We start from the raw sequence: 24741 nt of genomic DNA, 5'->3' as shown, positions 1-24741 counted from the left end.
ATAAACCAGATTATATATTATTTAGTTAATGTCATTAATTGTTTATTATTAACGTTTAACTTTCAAGTAATAATGTATGAGACTAAATAAATTAAAATATTTATACTAATCATCAATGCAAAATATCATCAACGAAAAACAATAGGAAATGCGATTTTTGCAAAAGTTGCTAATAAATTAGAAAGTACCATTACTAAAGAAGGAACAATAAAAACAGCAACCAAACTACTCATTACCAATGCAGGTATTATTACCAGAAAGAAATTATAAGAAACTTCTAATGCAGTATAACCTAAACTTCGTAAAATATTAATTAATATTAAATTATCACGAACACTAATATTAGTAACAATAATAATAATCATTAGTGATAATGTAACACTAAAAATACCAAAAAATGAAATTATTATTTGTAAACTATATTGATTATTCTTCATAATACTACGTAAATTACTAATATCATACACCGATGATAATGAAGTACTAATACCTTTACTTTCCAAATATCCTGAGTGTGAAATTTGTGCTAAATCAATATTATAATCATTTTTATTACTAATAATTGGTAAGTAATGTTTAAACTCATTATCAGTAAATTTGCTTAATTTACTATTAGCAAAATTATTTTCTAATAAATCACTTTTACTACCAAATAAAATCTCATTAAGTCAAAGTTTGGGCATTACTATTATTTTTGGATCTAATTTATTAATATAATCATAAGCAACACCAATTATATATTTTGTTTGATTATCTAATCCTTTATACCTATAAATAACACTATTATTAAGTTGTTCTCCACCATTATAAACATTAACAACCGAAGGTAAAGCAGAAGTAGCCATTGGAATAAATTGAACAGCACTACTATCTGGATTTTTAATTCCTAATTTTTGAATTAAATGATTACGAATATTAATAAATTGTTTATCTTGCCAATTATTAGAAACTTCCATATCAGTTAAATTTAATTTACTAAAAGTAGAGAAATCACTTATACTAAAATTTAGAGATAAAAAATCACTTAAACTATCATCAATACCATAAGCAGTTCTTGGTGCACTTCAATTTTTAAAAGATTCTTTTGATAAGGTTTGTGTATCATTATCAAAAACAGCACCACGCTGATTAGGAAGTAACAGATTAGCCTTATCAAGTTCTAATTGTGTGTATGGTACTTCATACTGTTCATCATAAGGAATTAAACCAAAACTTATCAATAAATCAGTATTGTTTTTACCATTATTATTGGTTAAATAATTAAATAATATTTTATTTTTTTCTAAAAAATTCTTAATTATTGATGGAATCTTTGATGGATTAGCATCAATTCATTGTTTTATTTTTAATAATTCACTACCCATAATATAACGATTTTGAACATTAATTACAATTGATTTATTAGGATTAAGAGGATCAAATTGTTTAATTGCCGCTAATAATTCTGGATATAATGAAATTTTACTTTTAATATTATCAACACTATTAAATTGATACATTAATTTATTTTCGTTATTAATAAAGTTAGTTTTAATATTATCATCAAATTGATAACCATTTTGATAATTAAAATTAGTTCCCGCAAATTGTGAACCTAACATATTATTAACTAAACCACTAGCAGCAAGCGCAAAGAATACTAATGTTGCAGCAAAAATACTAGTAAAACACATAATTAATGTTTTACCAAAACTACGTAGTGAAGTAGTAACGGCCAACTTATTACGATAACTAAATCTACCAATCACATATCTTGCAATAAAAGTAAAAATTGAACTAATATTTATTTTATATTTTTGTTTTGAAATATTATTAGTAATTAAATCTAAGGGTTTATTTCTTAATAAGAATAATACCATTAAAAAACTAATGAAAGTTAAACTAATGATTGGAATAACAAGTAATAAAATAGCAGTAACAATATTAAAATACCAACCATAACTAATTAAGGCAACAGTACTAATATTAGTAATATAAATTAAATAATGCGCAACTGGAATCGAAATTAAAACACCAATAATAGCAAAAATAAATAAAGGAGCAATAATTGAAATTACTAATGATATACTTAATTGTCAACTTTTATATCCTGTTGCTTTTAAAATTCCAATTAATTTTTTATTACGATCAATCATTTTAAAAGTAATAATAAAAATAATAATAGTAGTCACAATAAAAATTAAAATTAAAAATAAACTAGAAATCTCTTCAATAACATTAATTCTATTATTAATGGAACTAAAAGATCATTCTTGCATACTAGTATAAAATCTAGGATTATTGATATTTAAAGGTGAAACTATTTTATTATATTCAATACCATTATTATAATATTTTGTACTTGCTATATCAGTAGGCGTTTTATAAGTTGCATGAAGATAATTATAAATTCATTCATTATTTATTTGTGAATCAATATTTTTAGCCAAGTCAGGATTAATACCTAAAAAAAAATCATCAATATTACTGCTAAATGCCTTTAAATCAGATTCAACTTTGTGCATCGTATTACCATTAGTAAAAGCAACAGTATTATTTTTTAAATCAAGTGAATTACCAAAATAACGACCAACAAATGCTGCTAATGAGCTTGTAGCATAACCACGAATAATAAACGTTTGTCCAGCAATTACATAATTTTGACCAATATGTAAATTATTTAGTTCAGCAAAATGTTTGTAAATTAAAATTTCATTATCTTGTAATGGTTTTTCTGTTAAACTTGGGCCACCATCTTTGACAATAATTGCTTTATTAACAATATATTCAGGTCCTGTTTCAATAAAAGCAAAATTTTTACTAGTAATTAATAAATCACGGACCATAACAGCATGTTGTCATTCAATATCTTTATATAACATTCCCATTGACATTATTTCATATAACTTAGCTTCATTTTTAATATCTATTTCACTATAGTTTCGATTAGCATATGACAATTGTCCCTTAAAATTATCATTATAAAACTGTAAAGCAGCTTCACTAGTAATCATAAAATTTGTTGCATTTTCTGGATTTTTTTCTGGATGTAATGGATCATATAGATATTGATTTAGAATATTAGCATATTGTTCTATCGTTGCTTTATGAGTATCATAAGATGGATAATTAATAGGAATATTAATTTTAAAATCAATATATTTATGGCTAGTATCATTAAAAAGACTATCACCAATAGCAAAATATTCTTTACTATTAGCGAGTCCTCCATAAAAAGTAAAACGATATATATCAGGTCTAGTAGCATCTGGTATTGTTAACTGAAAAGTAGCTTTTGCCATCTTTTCTTTATCAATAGTATTATCTTTTTGATAATAATTAATATTATTTAAATAAGAACCATTTTTATCTTTTTCATTATATTTTCCATCAAAATTAACATATTCCACTGGTGAAAAAAATGTATATTGGTTAAATTCATTATGAGCAATATCGTTAACATATTGTTCAAATAAATAATTATTAGAAAAATTTAATGATAAAAAGGCAATAATCATAATCATTACTAAAAAACCTAAACCAAACATTTGTAATAAATTGTTTTTTTGTTCACGAATATAATTACGTAATAATTTAAACATGATTATCCCTTCTTATGATCACTTATTAATAAATTAGATTTTGACAGTTTTGCTAAAGCTGACTTTGCTGCTTCTTGCTCAGCTTTCTTTTTATTTGTTCCTACTCCTTTCCCCATTAGTATTTTATTATCTAAATACACATGAACAATAAAATAAGTAATATTATCTTTTTTAATTTGTTCCATAGTTTTATAATTAATAGGATCTCTTTTTTCTGCCTGTACTAATTCTTGTAATTTAGTTTTATAATCAATAATTGTTTCTAACTGATTAGTTTTAATTAATTCAAATAAAGTTAAATCTAAGATTTTTTTAACGGCACTATTTCCTAAATCAAGATATACTGCAGCAAGAAATGATTCAAAAACATCTGATAAAATACTTTCGCGTTGTTGCCCACCTGTATTTTTTTCACCATTTCCCAAAAATAAATAATCTTGTAATCCTAGAGCAATTGCCACTGCTGCCAATGTTTCTTGTCTAACTGCTTTACTACGTAAACTTGTTAATTGTCCCTCATCTTTATTTGGAAATAAGTGCCAAATGTAAGTTGAAATATTTTCCCCTAAAATCGAATCACCCAAAAATTCTAATCGCTCATATGAATAATCTAAATTATGTTCGTTTGAAAAAGAACGATGAGTAAACGCTTCACGATAATTACGATTAGATTTAATTTTTTCTAAAATACTCGATTTTAAAATATGTTCAATATTAATCATATTTTTCTCCTTAATACTTATTTATAAATTATAATTCTTGAATTTGTTTAGCTATTTTATTAGTAACATCTTGCTCAATAGCACGAATTAAAAGTTTTAAAGTACTATAATAAGATTTTTTATCACTAGATCCATGTGCTTTAAAAGCAATGCCATTAATACCTATTAATTGAGCACCACCTGTATTCTTATAATCAAAAGTCTTTTTAATATTTTTAAAAATACCAATTGACATTAAACCTAAAAATTTAGTTCATAAATTTTTTTTATAACCATTTTTAATTAATGTAAATAATAATGATGCCATGCCTTCAACTGATTTTAAAACAATATTACCTGAATAACCATCACAAATAATAATATCAACATCACCACTTAAAACATTTCGTGGTTCAATATTACCGTGAAAATTTAAAAAACTTAACTTTTCATTTTTTTGTGTTAATTGTTTTAGTTTAGCATATGTTGCTTTAGTTACTTCTGGACCTTTGCTTTCTTCAATGCCAATATTTAATAAACCAATTTTAGGACGTGAAATATTTTGAATAGTTTGACAATAAATATGACCCATTAATGCAAAATTAATTAATTCATCAACAGTGTTTTCAATATTTGCTCCAACATCCAATAATACTACTTGTCGATCTTTTATTAAAGTAGGCATAATTGGCATGAATGCCGGACGTTTAATGCCTTTGATTTCGCCTAATAAAAAATGACAAGCACCAAGATAGGCAGCAGTTGAACCCGAAGTTAGAATCCCATCTGCTTTTTTATTTTTAACTAACTGAATGGCTTGATTCATAGAAGAATCAGTCATTCTAATACCAGCGAGTGGACCATCATTCATAGTTATTACTTGGGTTGTTGCTAGTATTGTTATTCTTGATGATAATGGCTTATTTTTTAATAAAATCTGCAAGTTTCCATTAATTTGTTTTTCATCACCAACTAAACAAATTTCAACGTTTTTGAATTCTTTAATAACTTCTAACGCTGCAGCAATAGCGGGCAAACTACCATGGTCTGAACCCATTACATCAAAAGCAATTTTCATAGTTCCTCCTAAAAACAAAAAATAATTTAAGAAACCTTAAATAATATTATATTATATTATTGATAGTTTAATTATACGTTAATTTTTTTAATTCCTTAAGATTAACAATCCAACTAATACTGCATTTATTTATTTTAAATATGAATATTTCATTATTTGCTAGTAAAAAGTTAAAAAACAATTTATCTCTAATTATTTTGATATTGATTTTCTAAATAATTGTTTTTATTTACACCAGTTTTTTTTAAAGACCAAAACCCTTTTATTTATTTTATTAATAAAAAAAACTTTAAAAGCAAAAAACTAATATAAATATAAAAATATCTTATCATAATTTTACTAAAATCAAAAATAATCAAAGAATTAAAAAAATATTAAAACATTTAATAGTGTTTATTTTTATTTATAAAATAAACACTATTAATTTGATTATTATTCATAAAAAATAAAAATAAAGTTAATTAAAAATAATTTTTATGTCAATATCGAGTGAAAATTTCCCAAAATACTTATCAAAAAAACTAAATTATTTTGGGAAATTTAAACTATTTCAGTAAAATACACAAATTTTAAATAATCCTGAAAATTTTAGTTTCTATTTTTTATAATATAGAAATATTTAATATTTAAAAATTTATTAATTATAATATTAGACATATTCCATAATTAAATTTAATCAATTGTCAATAATACTTTTTATAAATTTTTTAGTGTTATTAATTATAAAAGTTAATATTTTCCGAAAAAATAGTTTAAAAATAAGTTTCTATTTCGAAAATAAAAAAATGTTAATAATATTTTTATATTAACTTGATAATAATTTCAATTTTAAAAAATATATTTTTGATTTTTTTTATTTTAATGGTTTTATTTTATTAAAAATTTTACAAAGTAAGTTAAATCTTAAGTACATAAGTCTAAATTTACTTTTTCTACATTTATTTACTAAAATTTTGAATCTTTTTAATCAAGCAAAAACATGTTCAACTTTGATTCTAATTTTAGATACAATCTTATTATATTTTCTTTCTTGTTTAGTTAATTTTTTATTTTTACTTTTTTTAATTGGTATTATTGTATTTTCATAAATATTTTGTATACCTTGATATCCTAAATCACCAATAATTATTGTATTTTTAGAAAATACAAGATTTGAATTTTTTAATATTTGAAAATCATGCACTTTGCCATTATCAGCAAAAATATCAACAATATTTTTATTAAAAAAATCATATACAATTTGAAATTTTATAGAATACATTCAACTTTTACCAGAAAAATATTCTAACTGTAGTTTTTTTTAGTTGGTCTTTCAATTTCAATCTCAGTTGAATCAATTAAATAAAATTGAAATTCATTTAAATTTTCTTGTTTTTTATCATTTTTTGATTTATATTTTTCTTTTAAAAATTGATAATCTCTATCATTACTAAGTTTATTTTCAACTCAAGTAATATTTCGAAAACAGCTTGAAGGACTCATTTTATATTTAATACTCATTTGAAAAAAAGTATAATATTCTTTTCAATATTCAAGTGTCATCATCAATCTTTCTTCAACTGAAAGTTTATTTTTTCGACCTTTAGTTTTTTCTAATTTTTCTATTTCAATTAATTTTTCTAACATTTCATTAAAATGAAAATGTTTTATACCAAAATATCTATAAAATTTATCATTTTTTAATTTTTTTAAATTTTCAAAAGCCATATTTATCAACACCTTATTAATTCATTAATAAAATAAATTATAAAATTATTACTTGATTTTTCAAAAAAATAATTACGGAATATGTCTATTGTTAAAAACTAAATATAGTTTTTAACCCATTGTTTTATTTTTAAACAAATAGGTTTTTATTTTGAAAGGATAGTTTATATGGAGACCAATTCATGAAATGATAGTATGCTATCGGTAATTATTAATAACATAACTACTTTACCATCGGTAATCTCAACTCCTGTATCAAAAATATTCAATAAAATAACAACAACTGAAATGACAAATTTCAATAATCAAACTAATAATGCTAATAATACTAGTACTGAACTTTTTGAAACAAAAAAAGATATATGAACAAATATTAAAAATTATTTAACTAATTTTTATGAGTCAGATTATTTTTGACCAACAACAGGTTTTATTGGTTATGGATTAATTACAACATCAATTATTATTGGTTATTGTATTTATAATTGTAAAATAAATAACAATAAAAAAAACTTATTAAAAGAACTTGAAAAAGAAGAAATAAATTCAATGGAGTTGACAAATCAACCTTCAACTAGTGGATATAATAATCGTGCTTTTTTTGCGTAAATTTTTTCAATTAACAATGAAAGTTCTTTTTTTCTAGTATTTTATAAAATACTAGAAAAAAATAAAAAAAGAGTTACTAATGCTCTTGGATTTCAAAAAGACAAATCAAAAGTAAACAGTGAAGCTTCAACAAGCAAAAGTCAAAGTTCTAGTAGAAAATCACAAAAAAATGTAAAAGAGGAAGATATTGAATTTGTAATCTCTTTATATCTTTAAAATCAATTTTAAAGCACCAAATTTGCTTATATACAAACATTTTAAAAATTTATATGGTTTAGTATTCAAAAAATGTAAATCTTATATAACTTTAATTAGGAATTATTGATATCCATATCTTCAAGGATGATTTTTATTGGGTATATAAACTTTTTTAGTTTTTATCAAGTTGTCTTTAATAATTGGTTTTAGTGCTATTTCTTTTAGTTCATATATTTGATTATTGTAACTAAGATATAATTCATTAATAAACGATTTAAGTACAATTACATCAATTCGAGATTGTATGTATTGAACTTTGTTATTTTTATAAGGAAAATATTTTTTACCATAATATGTTATAGTTGAACCACTATCTGTTTTTCTTTTAGAAAATCTTGAAAGATAAATATTTATTTCTTCTTGTGTAGGAGCTTTAACCATAGCAGATTTATTATCATCAATAGGAAAGGCAAACTGTTTATTAAAAACGTTTATGTACATTTTGAGAAATTGATTAGCTTCATCTAATGTTTTAATTTTATTAAGTCGTAATTCACTAATTAATCGACTTTGAAGTGTTCCAAATAAACGTTCAATTCTACCTTTAGCTTGTGGAATTGAAGTTCTAATTATTTCAACACCCAAATCATTACAGCATTTTTGGAATTGAGTATAAGTGTCATTTTCTGTGTTTATTTTACCTGAATCAATTTTTTTCTTATATCCAAAAACTGTTCTATTATCAGTATAAAATGTTTTTGGTATGCCATAATTAGTTAAAATTTGATAAAAAACATTATAATAACCATCTAATGTTTCTTGATGATCAAATCATAGTCCAACAATATTTCCTGTAGCATCATCAATTGCAGCATGTAAAAATGATTTTGGTTTATCGTTACCAAATCAATGATGATTACTTGCATCCATTTGAATTAATTCACCAAAATTTGTTCTTCGATTTCTTGTTGGATGTAAGTTATTTTTTTTATTTTTATGTCTTTTTGGTGAAGTAATTTTTTCTTTGATTAATATAGTATAAAGTGTGCTATATGAAATTTTAATTTTTTCTTCATTCATTAATTTCTCATGAAAATGTTGAAAATTAAAATTATAATATTTTGTTTTATACAAGTTGATAATCTTAATTTTGATTTCAAAATTTGTTGCCTTATTAGAAATTGTATTGCGAGATTTATGAATAAAACCAACTTTACCTTCTCTATTAAAAATTTGAATTAATTGGTTAATTCTTCTAATAGTTAGATTAAGTTTATTCTTGGCTTGATGTTTAGATAATTTATTAATAATAATATCATTTATAATTTTGTACTTATATTTTTCTTTCATAGTCATGCTTCTTTCCAGTTTTATCACCAAGTATATTTAACTTCACTTTTAGGAAATTTTTACTCGATAACTAATAGGAAATTATCACTAAATAATGACATTAAAAATAATTTTTATTGTATTTTATTTTAAAAACTTTAGAATTTAGTTACTTCTTATTATATATCTAAGAAGGCATTGGGGAAAAATTAATAACACAACTAAAAACTTTACTTATAAACAGTAATTTTTTGGATATGATTTTGAAATACTTATAAATTTTTGTAGTAAAACTAATTCAAAAAAATTAATACTACTACTTTTGAGGATCTTGTTAAAAGAATATGATCCTTTTTAAAATATATACTTACTGTTATTAATAACAAATTAACATTATATTAAATAAAACTTTTGTAATTAAAAAGGAGTAAAAATGATAAATTTAAAAAAAATAAAATTAACAAAAAATAATAATCGCTTTGGTGGAAAAACAAAGAAATGAAAAAATAATAAAGGAGAATGAGAATATAAAACTGAAATTAGAAATAAATCTAATGAACTTGATTCAGTTATTTATGAATCGTATATGACAATTTATGACAAAAACAAAAATGATTTTAAATGTTGAACTAAAAGAATTGCCTTTCCAAATAGTCAAATTATTTTTGAAATATTTTTAATTAAAAATAATAAATTATATAAACACGTTAAAAAATATGAAAACATTGACAAATTATCAGATGACCTAAACAATAATAAACTTTTAGATTCCTCTCCTATCAAAGTTAAAGGAGGCGAAAAATCAGATCCAAAATATTATTATTTTTTAGAAAACGCTACTATAAATTCTATTAATAATATAGATATGTTTATAAAAAATATTACCTCATTTAATCAAGAATTAAGTATTAATATTAATTATGATAATTTATTAAATTTATATCAGTATTTAACAAATATGCAAAAAATTATTGATAATCCTACTTCGTCTAGCAATATTTCAATAAATGCCAAAATTAAAAAAACATTACCTAATTTATTGTTAGGATTACTACTAGTTTATATTGCATTTACTGGAAAAAATGCACAAAGAATAATTTCTACATATATTTTTGATGAGCAAGAATATACATCAGAAGATTATTTTTATGGAATATTTCAAAATAAACAAAACTATTTCACAACATTCATTGATACTATTTTAACGACATTTTTTACCTCAGCAATTGCTGATTGATCAAGAAATACAATTTTAAATATAATCCAAAGTCAAAAAAGTAATCCAATAAATGATTTTAAAATTAAAAAAATTCCTATTGAACCATTTGAAAAATATAAACATGAATTTTTAACCCTTTTATATGAAGAAAATGAAGTAAAATTAAAAAATAATATGTCACGAATAAAACGTATTAATAATTTAATAAAAAAAACTTAATAATATTCCAAAATCTACAGATTTTGAATATCATCCAAATTTTAAAAAAGAAATTGAAAAAATTAGTGACTTTAATTGTTTAAAGAAGCCTATTGATAATAGTATAATAAAAGAATTAACATCTTCGGCAAACAAAGTGATTGATAATTTAAATAAATTAAAAAAAACAATTTTAGATACTTTAGAATGAAAAGAAAGAATAAATTATTCATTATTTGATTTATTTTTAGAATCAGTAACATGACTAATGGCACATTCTATAATGACAGGTGCAATAGCAAATGCTATACAAGAAAACTTTAAAATAAGTGATTGAATTAAATATTTTACTAAACCAAATATTATATTAGCAAATACAATCACTTATTTTTCTATACGACCAGTTAATTATATATTTAAATGAGGATTAGAAACATTAAAAATTAAAACTAATATTTGTCCTCAAATAATTTCAAACTGAATTACAAAACAATCAAATTGTGGAAAATTTTCAATGGGAATTTTGTCATTTTTTTTCAATGCTGTTTTTACTAATATTACTAAAACAACAACACTACTTACTAAATATGAAGTTACAAAATCTCATGATCTACTTGAATTAAAATTAAAAAAATGAGAAACATGATTATTTTTTTTCTTAGCAACAGGTTCTCAAATGATTTCTCTTTCTATTTCAAATTTGGAATGGCAACCCTTTTTAGGACTGTTTTTTGGTAGACACTTGTTTTTGATAATTAACTGGAGTTAGGTAGTTTAAGGTGCTGTGAATTCTTATGTTGTTGTATCAATTGATATAATCAAATAATTCTAATTTTAATTTGATTAATGATGTAAAATTTTTATCATTAATAAATTCAGTTTTGAAAGTTTTAAAAGTTGCTTCAGCAACAGCATTGTCATAAGGACAGCCTTTTTTGCTTAAAGATCGAGTTATGTTGAATGCTAATAAAAGTTTATCAATAGTTTTATTATTAAATTCGTTACCGCGATCGCTATGAAATATTTCAATATCTTTTAAACAGCGATTTGAGTGCATAAATGCTTGATATACTAATGATGCATCTTTTTTAGTACCTACACTATGTCCAATAATTTCGCGGTTAAATAGGTCTATTAATAAGCAAATATAGTTTCACTTACCATTAACTTGAACATAAGTTAAATCACTAACAATAACTTCATTTTTAATTTTATTATTAAAGTTTCTATTAACAAGATTGGTAATTTGACTATCATTGACTTTATTATGATGATTTTTGAATGATAATTTAGTGTATTTTGATATTAAATTATGCTTATTCATAATTTGTTTAATTTTTCTGCGTGATAAATAAATTTCTTGGTTTGCTAGTATGACTTTTAATCTTCTAGTACCATAAACTTCTTTATTTTCTTTAAAAGCACTAATAACAGCTTCATCATAAATATTATTTTGATTTTTATTTTTTTTCTTTAAATTAAAATAATATGTTGATTTAGAGAGTTTTAAAAAACGACACATTGTGCGAATTTTATATTTAGATTTATTATTTGCAATAATTTCTATTTTCTGCCTATTATTAGTGCTGCTTGCTTTAAAATATCATTTTCCATTCGTAATTGTTTTAATTCTTTATTTGCTTGAATTAATTGTTTTTCTAAATCAGAAAGATTATCTTTGGTTTTAAAACTGCCTGAATTAGTAAATTGCTTAATTCATTTATAAGTAGCCGCTCTTGTAACGTTATATTCTTTAACAAGACAAGATACTGACTTGCCACTTTGATATAAAGCTACTATTTGTTTTTTAAATTCATCTGAATATGAGTTAATATTGGCCATAATTATTTTCCTTTCTTTTAACTAATTTGTGAACTTGTCTACGTAATTAGTGTCCAATAAAGTGTAACCCATCCAAGATTAAAAAAAAGAATTGAAGAAGCTGAAAAAGAAAGAAAAAGAATTGCAGAAGAAAAAAAACAATATAAAAAAGATAAAAATTTATAGACATAATACATTTTTATTATACTTACAATATAAAAAATATTTTTTTATAAAATTAATATATTATTAAAATTAAAAAAAATATTAAGTATAATAAATTTATGAAATATTTAGGCATTGATTTAGGTAGTAAAACATTAGGACTTGCTCGTGGTGAAGGAAAAATTGCTTTTTCTTGAAAAACTATTCGTTTCCCAGAGCATGATTTTAATAATGCTATTATCCAACTCCAAAATGTTATTAAAGAATATGATGCTGATATTCTTGTTTTTGGTTACCCTTTAAACATGGATAGCACAGTCGGCCCCAGCGCAAAAATTGTTTTAAATTTTATTGATAAATTTAAATTAACACAAAATAATGATAAACTAAATATTGTTTTACAAGATGAAAGAAGAACTACCTATTCTTCGCAGCAAATATTAATTAAATCTAATGTTTCTTCAAATAAAAGAAAACAAGTTAAAGATCAATTGGCTGCTGCTATTATTTTACAATCATACTTTGATAAAATAACTCAATCTTAAATTTTAGGAGATAAATGTGAAATATAAAAAAATTAATTTAATCGCTATCGCTGGCGGCAGTGCTTCAGGAAAAACAACAGTAGCAGAAAAAATTGCTGAAGCTTGTAATAAAAAAAATGTCATTTTTGTACAAATGGATAATTATTATCATGACCTTAGTAATTTAAAAGTTGAAGAAAGAAAAAAAACTAATTTTGATCACCCTAATGCTATTGATATGAAATTATTAATTCATGATTTAGAACAATTATTACTCGGCAATGCTATTGAAGAGCCTATTTATGATTTTAAAATCAATAGTCGCAGTAAAAACACTGAGATTATTGGTCCGGGTGACGTTATCATTCTGGATGGTATTTTTGCTTTAGAAAATCCTATTATTCGTGAATTATCTACTATCAAAATTTTTGTTGATACTGATAGTGATACTAGACTACTAAGAAGAATTAAACGAGATGTTAGTTTTAGAAATCGTACTCTTGACAGTGTTTTACAACAATATGCATTAACTGTTAAACCTATGCATGATGCTTTTGTTGAGCCAACTAAACGTTATGCTGATATTATTATTCCTTTTGATTTTCATAATACTGTAGCTATTGATATTATTGCTACTAAAATTAAAGCAATTATTAAATAATTGCTTTAAGCTTTAATTTTTAGAATAACAAAGAAGATTATCAACTTAAATAATCAATTTTGTCTTCATTTAGAAGAGATAAAATATTAAATTTTTGTATTTGCATTACTTGCTCATAAACACTATTTTTTATTTCATATTTTTTTCTATACTATCAATATTTAAAACTTCAATTACTGTATTTCCATTTTCATGTGTTACTAAACCAAGTTCATTATTTAAATTAAATAATGTTTGAACATTAATTGATAAATCTAATACATAATTTACTTTATTACTATCTAAATCACTATAATATAATTTTGCTTTTTTACTTGCTAAATTTAAACTATAAAAATATATTTTACTATTTATTTCTGTTATTCACATTGTATCGTTAATGTTAAAAAAATCATCTCCAATTATTGGTTTGGCTTCAGATTGACCTTTTTTTATAATTAACACACTATAACTTATAGGTTTATTTATAGATCTATAAATAGCAAGATAAATATTTTCATTTTTATCAATAAATATAGAATTAACCATTAGATTGTTTGGTAAATTTATTTTTTCAGCAATTTCAGTATTAATATTATATTTATAAAAACCATCAAAAGTTGTTACATAAATATTATTTTTTAAATAAGTAATATCAGTTACCATACCCGAAACTAATGGCATAGTTTTAAATTTATTTTTATTATTAAGAATTATTACTCCACCAGCAGAAGTTAAATAAATATTACCTTTAATATCAATTATCATGTGAAAAGAACCTACTTTGAATTCTTTATTTTCTCAATAAATTTCATTATCTCTGGTACTGATATTATATTTTCAAATTTTTTGTCCAGGTGTATGAAGATCAGAACTATCAAAAGTTGTATAATACAAATTACCATTGTCATCCTATGTTTGTTTTACATTTTTTGTTGATATTATATTTTTATAATTAAAGTTAGTATCCTGATAATTATCATATATTTTTTTCATTATATTATCCCCTTCATTCTTTTTTTAAAATAGTTATTTTTATTATTTCTTCTTTTAAGTACATATCAATAATTCTAGTAACTAAAATGAACAAACAATATCATATGCTTACTAGAACTTACTATAAAAGAAAAATAATTAGTAGTATTTTTTATTATCCATTATATTTTTATATTTCACATTATCTAGATTAAACATTGTTTACTTTAAAAATTAAAGTATCGGTCAAAAAATTCTATAAATTTTATAAAAATAATTATATTTATTTATTTTCTATAAGTCAAATTTTAATAAAAATACAAATATAAATAATCAATAATAGTCATCAATATTTCTTCAATCAATTGTTGCAATTTGACATTAATGTAGCAAAAATGATAAAATAACACGTTGGAGTGGTGAAATATGAAAAGAAAACTAAATTATAAAAAAATATTAATTGCAACTGGTGTATTAGCTGTCGTTGCTACAAAAAGCACAAAATCAGAACCAAAAAAAGTGTAACCCATCCAAATTAAGTTCTATCATTACTAAGTTAGAAGTTGACGGTAACAAATTTAATACCGAAAAAACAGTTCTTGATGAAATCATTAAACAAAACAAAGATGTAACTGCTAATGATGTTGAAATTAAAAACTTCAAAGCAGCAGCAGAAGGAACTGCTGGTTCAGCAGAACTACATGCTAAAGCCGACAGTAAATATACAGGAAAAGTTAACATTACAATTACTGCAAAAGACAAAATCGCTTTAGACAGTAAAATTACTAACAAAGAAGTTGACGGTAACAAATTTAATACCGAAAAAACAGTTCTTGATGAAATCATTAAACAAAACAAAGATGTAACTGCTAATGATGTTGAAATTAAAAACTTCAAAGCAGCAGCAGAAGGAACTGCTGGTTCAGCAGAACTACATGCTAAAGCCGACAGTAAATATACAGGAAAAGTTAACATTACAATTACAAAAATTGATACTGAAGAAGAAAAATTAGAAAAAATTATTAAAAAAATAAAAACAGCCGCTGATAAAGAAAGATATGGCAAGGAATATGTTGAGGCATATAAGGAATATTTTGCATTTTTTCAAAAATCTATCGAAGCAAAATTTAAAATAGATCCTTGAATTATAGATGTAAAACCTACAGAAACAAATAAAAAAGAAATTTTTACAAAATTGGAAAATTATATTAGACAAATTAGAATATCACATTATAAAATTGGATTAATGGAACAAGGAATTTATTTTCATTTTCAACCAGAACAAATGATAATTACTGATAATCAAGAATTAAAACTTAATAATTTGTGAGTATTTTTACATAATTATGATGAAAACAAACATTTACCAAATTCTTTTTTTAATATAAATACAACTATTAAATACCAAGTAAAATAAATTTAAAATATACTAAAAATAACCAAATATTTGGTTATTTTTTATTAATATAACAAATCAATAAAAACAAAAGTGATAATACTAATTAATTAGTATTTGTATTAGTACTTTCTTTTAATAACTGTTGATCTCCTGTTTTTGAACCATTAATTATTGGTTTAATAAATGTGGAATGGCAACCCTTTTTAGGACTGTTTTTTGGTAGACACTTGTTTTTGATAATTAACTGGAGTTAGGTAGTTTAAGGTGCTGTGAATTCTTATGTTGTTGTATCAATTGATATAATCAAATAATTCTAATTTTAATTTGATTAATGATGTAAAATTTTTATCATTAATAAATTCAGTTTTGAAAGTTTTAAAAGTTGCTTCAGCAACAGCATTGTCATAAGGACAGCCTTTTTTGCTTAAAGATCGAGTTATGTTGAATGCTAATAAAAGTTTATCAATAGTTTTATTATTAAATTCGTTACCGCGATCGCTATGAAATATTTCAATATCTTTTAAACAGCGATTTGAGTGCATAAATGCTTGATATACTAATGATGCATCTTTTTTAGTACCTACACTATGTCCAATAATTTCGCGGTTAAATAGGTCTATTAATAAGCAAATATAGTTTCACTTACCATTAACTTGAACATAAGTTAAATCACTAACAATAACTTCATTTTTAATTTTATTATTAAAGTTTCTATTAACAAGATTGGTAATTTGACTATCATTGACTTTATTATGATGATTTTTGAATGATAATTTAGTGTATTTTGATATTAAATTATGCTTATTCATAATTTGTTTAATTTTTCTGCGTGATAAATAAATTTCTTGGTTTGCTAGTATGACTTTTAATCTTCTAGTACCATAAACTTCTTTATTTTCTTTAAAAGCACTAATAACAGCTTCATCATAAATATTATTTTGATTTTTATTTTTTTTCTTTAAATTAAAATAATATGTTGATTTAGAGAGTTTTAAAAAACGACACATTGTGCGAATTTTATATTTAGATTTATTATTTGCAATAATTTCTATTTTCTGCCTATTATTAGTGCTGCTTGCTTTAAAATATCATTTTCCATTCGTAATTGTTTTAATTCTTTATTTGCTTGAATTAATTGTTTTTCTAAATCAGAAAGATTATCTTTGGTTTTAAAACTGCCTGAATTAGTAAATTGCTTAATTCATTTATAAGTAGCCGCTCTTGTAACGTTATATTCTTTAACAAGACAAGATACTGACTTGCCACTTTGATATAAAGCTACTATTTGTTTTTTAAATTCATCTGAATATGAGTTAATATTGGCCATAATTATTTTCCTTTCTTTTAACTAATTTGTGAACTTGTCTACGTAATTAGTGTCCAATAAAGTGTAACCCATCCAATGATTCAAAAACAAGATTAGGATTTGTAAATAATTGATCTTGATTATTTAATTCAAAAATAGATTTTTCTAATATTTCATTTTTTTGATGTGCTGGTACTTTAATTATATCTTCAATAAAAATATCAATTATAGCATTTTGTGTTTCTTCATTAATTTCTTTATCAGATAACTGATTTTTAAGTTTCAATCTAGCATTAATTAAAAAATCAGCACTTTCTTCTCTTGGAAATGAAATACTTTCTTGAAAACTATTATTACTTGAATTAACTTCAAATGAAGGTGTTACTACTTTTGTAGTTTCTTCCTCATTCCTTTTTGCTGGTGTTTGATTAGTAACATTTGAAAAATATTGATAATGTCGAGCTTGATAGTATAACTTCACCTCATTATTAGCAATTACATTATCTGGTTGAAATCTTTCCCTACTTGCAACATCAAAATCTTCATTAATTCTAATAATATCACAATTTAAAATATTACAAATTGCTTCAATTTCAACAGAACCTGTTATTTCACCATTTTTTCTCATTTGTTCTAAAGTTTTTCTTATTTGTGTATCTTCACTATTGTTAGGATACAATTCTTTATTTTTTTTATTGATTTCACTATCTAATAACATTGATCTAAAGTTAGCTTTATTATCTGGCCGTTTTGTATCTAAATTTATTTCAATATAATCACAAATACGATTACGAAAGACTTTAACTAATTTTTCATTTTCTTTATCAGTAAAATTAAAATCAGCAAAATTAAAAATTCGTTCTCAACCGATTTCTATACCAAAAAGTGATTTATATCTTTTTTTAAATTGGTTTTTATTAGTTTTAACTTGTTCTAAATATGAAACAATTACTGCTCATAATAAACAATTGCCATCTCTTTATACATCTTTAATTGCCATGGTAATGTGTGCTCCTTTAAAAGAAAAATAGTTACTTTAAAATAAAATAATAAACTAAAATTTTAAATAAATATATTGGGATTTTAGTGCTCGTTGCTTTGCAATTCATCGCAAAATTGGTAATAAATATTACTACTTATAATATAACAAAAAAACAAAAAAATAATAGCAAATCATTATTAAAATATTATATATAAATATTTTATAATTTAATTTTATTTAATAAAAAATATATTATAATACTTTCCTAACAAATAAAATTAACCTATAAATAAAATATAAGGAGATTTTTAAAAATGAAAATTCAGAAACTTAAAAAAATAAATTTAATAACACTATCACTATTGATTTTAACTATTTTGGTTATATTTACATCTTTAACCTTAATAGATTTTTTTAACATAAAAAGTGATATAAAATATATTCCTTCTTTCTATAATTATTATCGAAAACAAGAAATAATAACAAAAGAAAATGGTTTTAATTTAATAAAAGAACATGGTTTAATTTATATGTTAACTAATAATAAATTATATTTTTGTAAACATTACCTCTTCCAAAATATTGTTGAAAACTATAATCTTAAATCATTAGTACAACTAAAAATTGGAATTGTTTTTGCTATAATTTTAAGTCCAATTTTATTATTTATAACTATATTACTAATCTTTTTAAATATTTATTTAAAAATAAAAAAAGTAGATAATAACTTTTGAGATGCTATTGAAAATTGTGAAATTATTAATAATTATTATGTTCATTAATTTTTTATTTATTATTAGAAATTAAAGTAAGAAATTTAAAAACTATTGATTATATTTATTATTTAATATAGTAAGCATAGATAAAATTATATGCTTACTATAAATTTTTAATTACTCTTGATAAAATTAACTGAATATTATCATTATAAATTTCTACCTTTCCTTCCATTAAAATTACTTTATTAACTTGTAAATATTCTTGGTATATTTGATATAACTTTTCAAAAACCGTTACTTCAATAACATTACTATCATTTTGCATTTCAAAGAAAGCCAGTGATTTTTTAGTTTTAGTTTTAATTACTCTAATATTATTGATAACTCCATATACTCTAACATGTTGATCAACATAATTATTAATATATGCTAAATCAATAGCTTTATTATGAGGATCTAATTGTTCTTTTCATAGTAATTTAGGATTATATTTTAAATAAAGTCCTAATGCACGATGTTCATTAATACTATTATTATTTCAATCATCTTCTCTTTGTAACATAATTGGTTTAGCAATTAAATTAAAATTTAATGATAATTCGCCACTAGTTTCATCTTTTACCTGCACCATATTGGCATATTCTAATGCAGCATCCAAGTTTAATAATAACATTGTTCGATTTGATTGAATATCATCTAAAGCACCAGCGGCAATTAAATGTTCAATGTTTTTACGATTCAAACCAATAAATATTGCTCGAGCACAAAAATTAAAAAAATCTTGAAAAAATCCATTACTAGTACGTTCTTTAATAAGATTACTACAACTACCTTGACTCATTTGCTTAATTGCTTGTAAACTATAACGAATAGCTTTTTTAGCATCATCAATTAAAAAATCAATGCCAGAAAATTGAATTGATGGTGGTAAAACTTTAATTTGATATTTTTGACATTCATTCAAATATTGTAACATTTTTTGATCATTACCAATAACACTACTTAATAACGATAACATAAATGCCAATGGATAATTTGCTTTTAAATAAACTAAATAATAACTAATTAATGAATAAGCAACAGCATGAGATCGATTAAATCCATAACTAGCAAATTTTTCAATATCTTCTCATATTTTCTTAACAACTCTTGATGAATAACCTCTATTAACAGCACTTTTAATAAATGAGTTTGCTTGTTCTTTCATAACTGTAGTATCTTTTTTACTAATTGCACGACGAATTAAATCAGCTTTTCCTAATGAATAACCAGCAACTTTCTGTAAAATTAATAATATTTGTTCTTGATAAATAATAATGCCATAAGTTGATGCTAAATAAGGTTTTAAATCTTCATGAATATACGTAACTTTTTGTTTTCCTAATTTACGATTAATATAATCTTGAATGTACTCTTGTGGTCCAGGACGAAATAAAGAAGAACTAGCAATAATATCTTCTAAGCTATCAACTTTCATTTTAATTAAAATTTGACGCATTCCTGAAGATTCCAATTGAAAAATACCGGTTGTATCACCATTTTTAATAATGCTAAAACTTTTTTCATCATTTAAAGGAATTTGAGATAATTTTAAATTTAAAAAATAATGTTTACTTACTTGTTGTAAAATATTTTGCAAAATAGTTAAATTACGTAATCCTAAAATATCCATTTTTATCAAACCAAGAGCTTCTAGGGTTTGCATTGGAAATTGCGTTTGATAAATACCTTGAAATCCTAATTGTAATGGAATAGCAGTAACTAATGGTGCACTTGTAATAACGATTCCTGCTGCATGAGTACTAGTTTGTCGTGGAAAACCAAGAATTTCTTTGGTTAAAGTAAACAATAAAGGATACTTATTTGCATATCATGCTAATTTTGGTGATTGTTTAATAGCCATATCTATTTCAAAATTATATTGAATTGGTATTAATTTTGTCATTTCATTAATATCTTCAATATTAACTTGAAAAACTCTTCCCAAATCACGAATTGCCATTTTACTAGCAATTGTTTGAAAAGTAACAATATATGCAACATGTTCTTTGCCATATTTTTGATGAATATATTTAATAACTTCATCTCTTCTTGTATCTTCAAAATCGATATCAATGTCTGGTAATGATATTCGTTCTGGATTTAAAAATCTTTCAAAAATTAAATTATAAGCAATAGGATCAACACCAGTAATTCCTAAAACATATGCCACTAAACTACCAGCAACACTTCCTCTACCTGGTCCAACCATTATATTCTTGCTTTTTGCAAATTTAACATAATCATTAACAATTAAAAAATAATCAGCAAAACCCATTTCATTAATTACTTGTAATTCATATAAAACTCTTTTAACGTATGTTTCAGGAATTTCACGACTTTGAAAATGCGCTTCTAATCCCTGCTTACATAATTCTTGCAAATATAAATTACTAGTAAGATTATTAGGGCAAGTAAATTTTGGTAAACTTAATTCTGCACTATTTGGCTTATTTTTAGGAAATTTTAAATTACATAATCAAATAACCTTTTCAATGTTTTCAATAATTTCATTTGGATAATGTTGCATTAAATCTTGTTTAGTTTTATATAAAAACTCATTACTTTTTGATAAATCTTCTGATTTTAATGTTTTTTGTTCTTTAATAGCTTGTAAAATTTGATAAATACGATGTTGTTTTTCATCTAAATATAAAACCAAATCAATTGGAATAATATTAGATGTAATCGATTTTAATAAAGTAATATTATCCATATCACTAGGTACTAAACCAAAATAAACTAGTTCATGACCTGTTGAATTTAAAATATCATAATTATTTTTAATATATCTAATATTTTTGTTATTAGCATGAATAATAACTAAAACTTCACGTGTTTGATTAAGATATTTTTTTACATCATTAGTAGTAACAATATTATTATTAGTACTAATAATAGTAGAAAGTTCTATTAATCTTTGATAACCAGCATATGAAGTTGCCATAATAGTTAATTCAACTTTATCACTAGCACTTTCTCAAACGCAATTTAAACCAATTAATGGTTTAATTTCATTCTCTATACATAAATTACAAAATTCATAAGCACCATACATTATATTTTTATCTACTAAAGATAGAACTTTTAAATTATTTTTTTTAGCAAATTCAATATAATCACTTATTTTAATAGTTGATGAAAGAAATGAATAATTAGAACGAACATTTAAATTAACTATATATTTCATACTATCCCCTACAATTCTTGAATGACTTATATTACAAGTTAATTTTAACATCATTTTATCTTGCTAGGTTATTCTTAAGTTATTGTTTTCAATACAAAACTATTTAAAACACTTAAAATAAACTTTTTTAGAAATAAAATTTATATTTTTATTTTATTTCTAAAATTTATATTAAAAAAGAAAAAATAAACATTATTTTTTTCAATAATTAATAATAAATAACTTGGAAAAATTATAATATATTTTTTGCATATTAAAACCAATAATATGCTAAAATCTGCATAAACTTAATATAAGTTTTCAACTTATTACTTCATTTTAAAGTAAGTAAGTTTGTTATTTTTAATCAAATAAGGAGAAAAAAATGGACATTCAAAATATTAATTTAATAAAAGCTGCTAAAAGTGGTGATCTACAAGTAATTAAAAAAATAATTAAAAATGGTGGCAATGTTAATTATATATGCGATGATATAACCGCTTTAATATGAGCAGCGCAAAATGGTCATTTAGATGTAGTTAATATCTTAATTTATCATGTAGTTAAAAATAGACCTGATCCTTGAATATTAAATAATATTAATGGACAAATAATTATAGCCAAATATTTAAAAACAAATGGTTATTATAACTATGCTAATCTTTTACTAGATACTATTGAAAATGGTGATACAGCTTTAACAATAGCTGCTAAAAACAAACAGCCAAAAATAGTTGAAAGATTAGCCTATGAAATTTATGAACAAGAAATAAAGCAACGATATAAATTTGGATTACCTACTATTCTTAATGTTACAACCAATAAAAATAATTTTGAAGTTAAATCTCTTCAAGAATTAGCAAATGAAGTACAAAAAATAATAACCAATATTGATTTTAGAGAACCAAATCCATATCAAAAATTACAAATAAATTTAAAACTTGCTCAATTAGAAATTGATAAGAAAAAAATAAATGAAATCAATAAAAGAATTGAAAAAACAAAATTATTAGTAAATGAAATAAATGCAATCGATTTACAAAATCAACCTTCAACAAGTAATCAAAATACTTATTGTAATATTTTATAGTTTACTATTAAAAAATAACAAAAAGAGTGAAACTTCACTCTTTTTTTATATTTAAAGTAAATAAACTGCAATTTATTAAAACTATTAAATTATTAATAAATTTATTTATATTTTTTCAATATCTTTAAAACTATTTATTAAAATTTGTTCTCAATCAATTATTTGCTTTAAATCATTTTCTAAAAGTTCACATTCTTTAATCTTTGGTTGTGTAACAGGGTTTTTGGGAACAAATAATGAACAACAATCAGCGAATGGTAAAATTGATGTTTCATAAGTACCAATTTTTTTAGCAAGATTAATAATATCAACTTTATCTTCGGCAATTAAACTACGCAAAATTGGTAAATTGCTAACAATATTAATAGCATTAATACTTGCTAATGTTTGTGAAGCAACCTGACCAATTGCTTCACCAGTTGCTAATGCTTGAATTTTATATTTTTCTGCAAATAAACTAGCAATTCTAATAAACATTCTACGCATTAAAGTAATACGATAACTTTCTTTCTTAATATGACTTAATTCATTTTGCAAGTTAGTAAAATTGCAAATATATAAATTTTTACTACCAGCATTATAAGGTGCTAAAATTTGAACTAAAGTTTCTACTTTTTTTAATGCTGTTGGTAAAGTAAAAGGTGGAGTAGCAAAATGTAAATATTGAACTTGTAATCCTCGTTTCATTAATTTATATGCTGCTACAGGGGAATCAATACCGCCGCTCAATAATAATAATACTTTCCCTGAACTACCTACTGGAAATCCATCAGCACCAATAATTTTATTTGCAAATAAATAAATATCATCCTTATTAACTTTGATATTTATTTTTAAATCAGGATTAGTAATATTAACTTTTAAATCTGTTTTTTTTAAAATTATAGAAGCTATAATTTTAACTATTTGTTCTGAATTTAATGAAAAACTCTTATCACTACGACTAACAAAAACTTTAAATGTTTTAAAATTTGTTAGATCTTGACTTAAAATTAATGATATTACTTTTTCTGATAATATTTCCATATTTTTAGCAATTCTAAAAGCAGGTGATAATGAACTAATACCAAATATTTTCACCAAAATATTAATAACATCATTCATTATATCAAGAGATAAATTGGTTAGTTCCATCCGATCATGAAAATGAATAATATTTATTTGTTTATAATCACTAAGAGCATACTTAATATTTATTTTTAATTGTTTAATAAAATCAATCCGATTTTTACTTTTAGTTGTTAATTCACCATAACGAATAATAATAATTGGTACCATTTAATTTTCCTCTT

The 24741-nt window shown here is 22.7% G+C and carries 20 protein-coding genes; 8 read left to right on the top strand and 12 right to left on the bottom strand.

Annotated elements, in window-relative coordinates:
• Positions 1–17 precede the first annotated feature (17 nt).
• From AACK96_RS02200 to AACK96_RS02180, 5 genes are all read right to left on the bottom strand, one after another.
• On the bottom strand, positions 18–3581 hold the full coding sequence (locus AACK96_RS02200) for an ABC transporter permease (protein ID WP_338974775.1): 3564 nt from the start codon (positions 3579–3581) through the stop codon (positions 18–20).
• Positions 3582–3583: 2 nt separating this feature from the next.
• Complete coding sequence (rnc, locus tag AACK96_RS02195) at positions 3584–4303, bottom strand: ribonuclease III (protein ID WP_174481262.1); 720 nt, start codon at positions 4301–4303, stop codon at positions 3584–3586.
• Between the two features lie 28 nt (positions 4304–4331).
• Positions 4332–5360, bottom strand: a complete 1029-nt coding sequence (gene plsX, locus AACK96_RS02190; RefSeq protein WP_174481261.1) for a phosphate acyltransferase PlsX — start codon at positions 5358–5360, stop codon at positions 4332–4334.
• An 853-nt stretch (positions 5361–6213) separates the two neighbouring features.
• A complete protein-coding gene (locus AACK96_RS02185; RefSeq protein WP_338973314.1) occupies positions 6214–6621 on the bottom strand; it encodes a transposase family protein in 408 nt (135 codons plus the stop codon).
• Between the two features lie 23 nt (positions 6622–6644).
• The gene (locus tag AACK96_RS02180; protein WP_338973316.1) at positions 6645–7067 is read right to left on the bottom strand and encodes a transposase family protein; all 423 of its coding nucleotides are present in this window, start codon (positions 7065–7067) and stop codon (positions 6645–6647) included.
• Positions 7068–7262: 195 nt separating this feature from the next.
• On the opposite strand from AACK96_RS02180, the gene AACK96_RS02175 reads away from it, so the two are divergent.
• Positions 7263–7676, top strand: coding sequence for a hypothetical protein (locus tag AACK96_RS02175; protein WP_338973439.1), 414 nt, complete (start codon positions 7263–7265; stop codon positions 7674–7676).
• 318 nt (positions 7677–7994) lie between these two features.
• On the opposite strand, the gene AACK96_RS02170 is transcribed toward AACK96_RS02175, so the two are convergent.
• On the bottom strand, positions 7995–9242 hold the full coding sequence (locus AACK96_RS02170; RefSeq protein WP_338973446.1) for an ISNCY family transposase: 1248 nt from the start codon (positions 9240–9242) through the stop codon (positions 7995–7997).
• 394 nt (positions 9243–9636) lie between these two features.
• Between AACK96_RS02170 and AACK96_RS02165 the strand changes: the two genes are divergently transcribed.
• Positions 9637–10641, top strand: coding sequence for a hypothetical protein (locus AACK96_RS02165; RefSeq protein ID WP_338974768.1), 1005 nt, complete (start codon positions 9637–9639; stop codon positions 10639–10641).
• A gap of 136 nt (positions 10642–10777) precedes the next feature.
• Complete coding sequence (locus tag AACK96_RS02160) at positions 10778–11389, top strand: hypothetical protein (protein WP_338974766.1); 612 nt, start codon at positions 10778–10780, stop codon at positions 11387–11389.
• Here the strand turns inward: AACK96_RS02160 and AACK96_RS02155 are convergent.
• A protein-coding gene (locus AACK96_RS02155) for an IS3 family transposase (RefSeq protein ID WP_338973306.1) occupies positions 11339–12462 on the bottom strand; the annotation gives its coding sequence in 2 pieces (ribosomal slippage) (positions 11339–12219 and positions 12219–12462; 1125 coding nt in all). The two genes, AACK96_RS02160 and AACK96_RS02155, sit on opposite strands and share 51 nt — an antisense overlap.
• Before the next feature lie 263 nt (positions 12463–12725).
• Here AACK96_RS02155 and ruvX point away from each other — a divergent pair.
• A complete protein-coding gene (gene ruvX, locus AACK96_RS02150) occupies positions 12726–13151 on the top strand; it encodes a Holliday junction resolvase RuvX (protein WP_281749598.1) in 426 nt (141 codons plus the stop codon).
• A 16-nt stretch (positions 13152–13167) separates the two neighbouring features.
• Entirely contained in the window at positions 13168–13791 is a 624-nt protein-coding gene (udk, locus tag AACK96_RS02145) for a uridine kinase (protein ID WP_174481256.1), read from the top strand.
• Positions 13792–13920: 129 nt separating this feature from the next.
• On the opposite strand, the gene AACK96_RS02140 is transcribed toward udk, so the two are convergent.
• On the bottom strand, positions 13921–14667 hold the full coding sequence (locus AACK96_RS02140) for a hypothetical protein (protein WP_338974765.1): 747 nt from the start codon (positions 14665–14667) through the stop codon (positions 13921–13923).
• A 562-nt stretch (positions 14668–15229) separates the two neighbouring features.
• Here AACK96_RS02140 and AACK96_RS02135 point away from each other — a divergent pair.
• Positions 15230–16162 carry a hypothetical protein gene (locus tag AACK96_RS02135; protein WP_338974762.1) on the top strand — a complete coding sequence of 311 codons (933 nt, stop codon included), beginning with the start codon at positions 15230–15232 and terminating at the stop codon, positions 16160–16162.
• A 185-nt stretch (positions 16163–16347) separates the two neighbouring features.
• Here the strand turns inward: AACK96_RS02135 and AACK96_RS02130 are convergent.
• Both AACK96_RS02130 and AACK96_RS02125 read right to left on the bottom strand, forming a co-directional pair.
• Positions 16348–17471, bottom strand: a protein-coding gene (locus AACK96_RS02130; protein WP_338973306.1) for an IS3 family transposase whose coding sequence is annotated in 2 segments (ribosomal slippage) — positions 16348–17228 and positions 17228–17471 — 1125 coding nt in all. Because the reading frame shifts where the segments join, the coding sequence is not laid out codon by codon here.
• Between the two features lie 46 nt (positions 17472–17517).
• Positions 17518–18306 (bottom strand): OTU domain-containing protein, encoded by a 789-nt coding sequence (locus AACK96_RS02125; protein ID WP_338975137.1) that lies wholly within the window; start codon positions 18304–18306, stop codon positions 17518–17520.
• A 440-nt stretch (positions 18307–18746) separates the two neighbouring features.
• On the opposite strand from AACK96_RS02125, the gene AACK96_RS02120 reads away from it, so the two are divergent.
• Positions 18747–19214, top strand: coding sequence for a hypothetical protein (locus AACK96_RS02120; protein WP_338974761.1), 468 nt, complete (start codon positions 18747–18749; stop codon positions 19212–19214).
• Between the two features lie 97 nt (positions 19215–19311).
• On the opposite strand, the gene AACK96_RS02115 is transcribed toward AACK96_RS02120, so the two are convergent.
• On the bottom strand, positions 19312–22380 hold the full coding sequence (locus AACK96_RS02115; protein WP_338974759.1) for a DNA polymerase III subunit alpha: 3069 nt from the start codon (positions 22378–22380) through the stop codon (positions 19312–19314).
• Positions 22381–22744: 364 nt separating this feature from the next.
• On the opposite strand from AACK96_RS02115, the gene AACK96_RS02110 reads away from it, so the two are divergent.
• Positions 22745–23449, top strand: a complete 705-nt coding sequence (locus AACK96_RS02110) for an ankyrin repeat domain-containing protein (protein WP_338974758.1) — start codon at positions 22745–22747, stop codon at positions 23447–23449.
• Positions 23450–23554: 105 nt separating this feature from the next.
• On the opposite strand, the gene thiI is transcribed toward AACK96_RS02110, so the two are convergent.
• Positions 23555–24727: a tRNA uracil 4-sulfurtransferase ThiI gene (gene thiI / locus AACK96_RS02105; RefSeq protein ID WP_338974757.1), complete on the bottom strand. Its 1173-nt coding sequence runs from the start codon at positions 24725–24727 to the stop codon at positions 23555–23557.
• Positions 24728–24741 lie beyond the last annotated feature (14 nt).

The organism is Spiroplasma endosymbiont of Tricholauxania praeusta, assembly GCF_964019535.1.
GTDB lineage: Bacteria > Bacillota_I > Bacilli_A > Mycoplasmatales > VBWQ01 > Spiroplasma_E > Spiroplasma_E ixodetis_A.
This window is presented reverse-complemented; position numbering and strand designations above follow the sequence as displayed.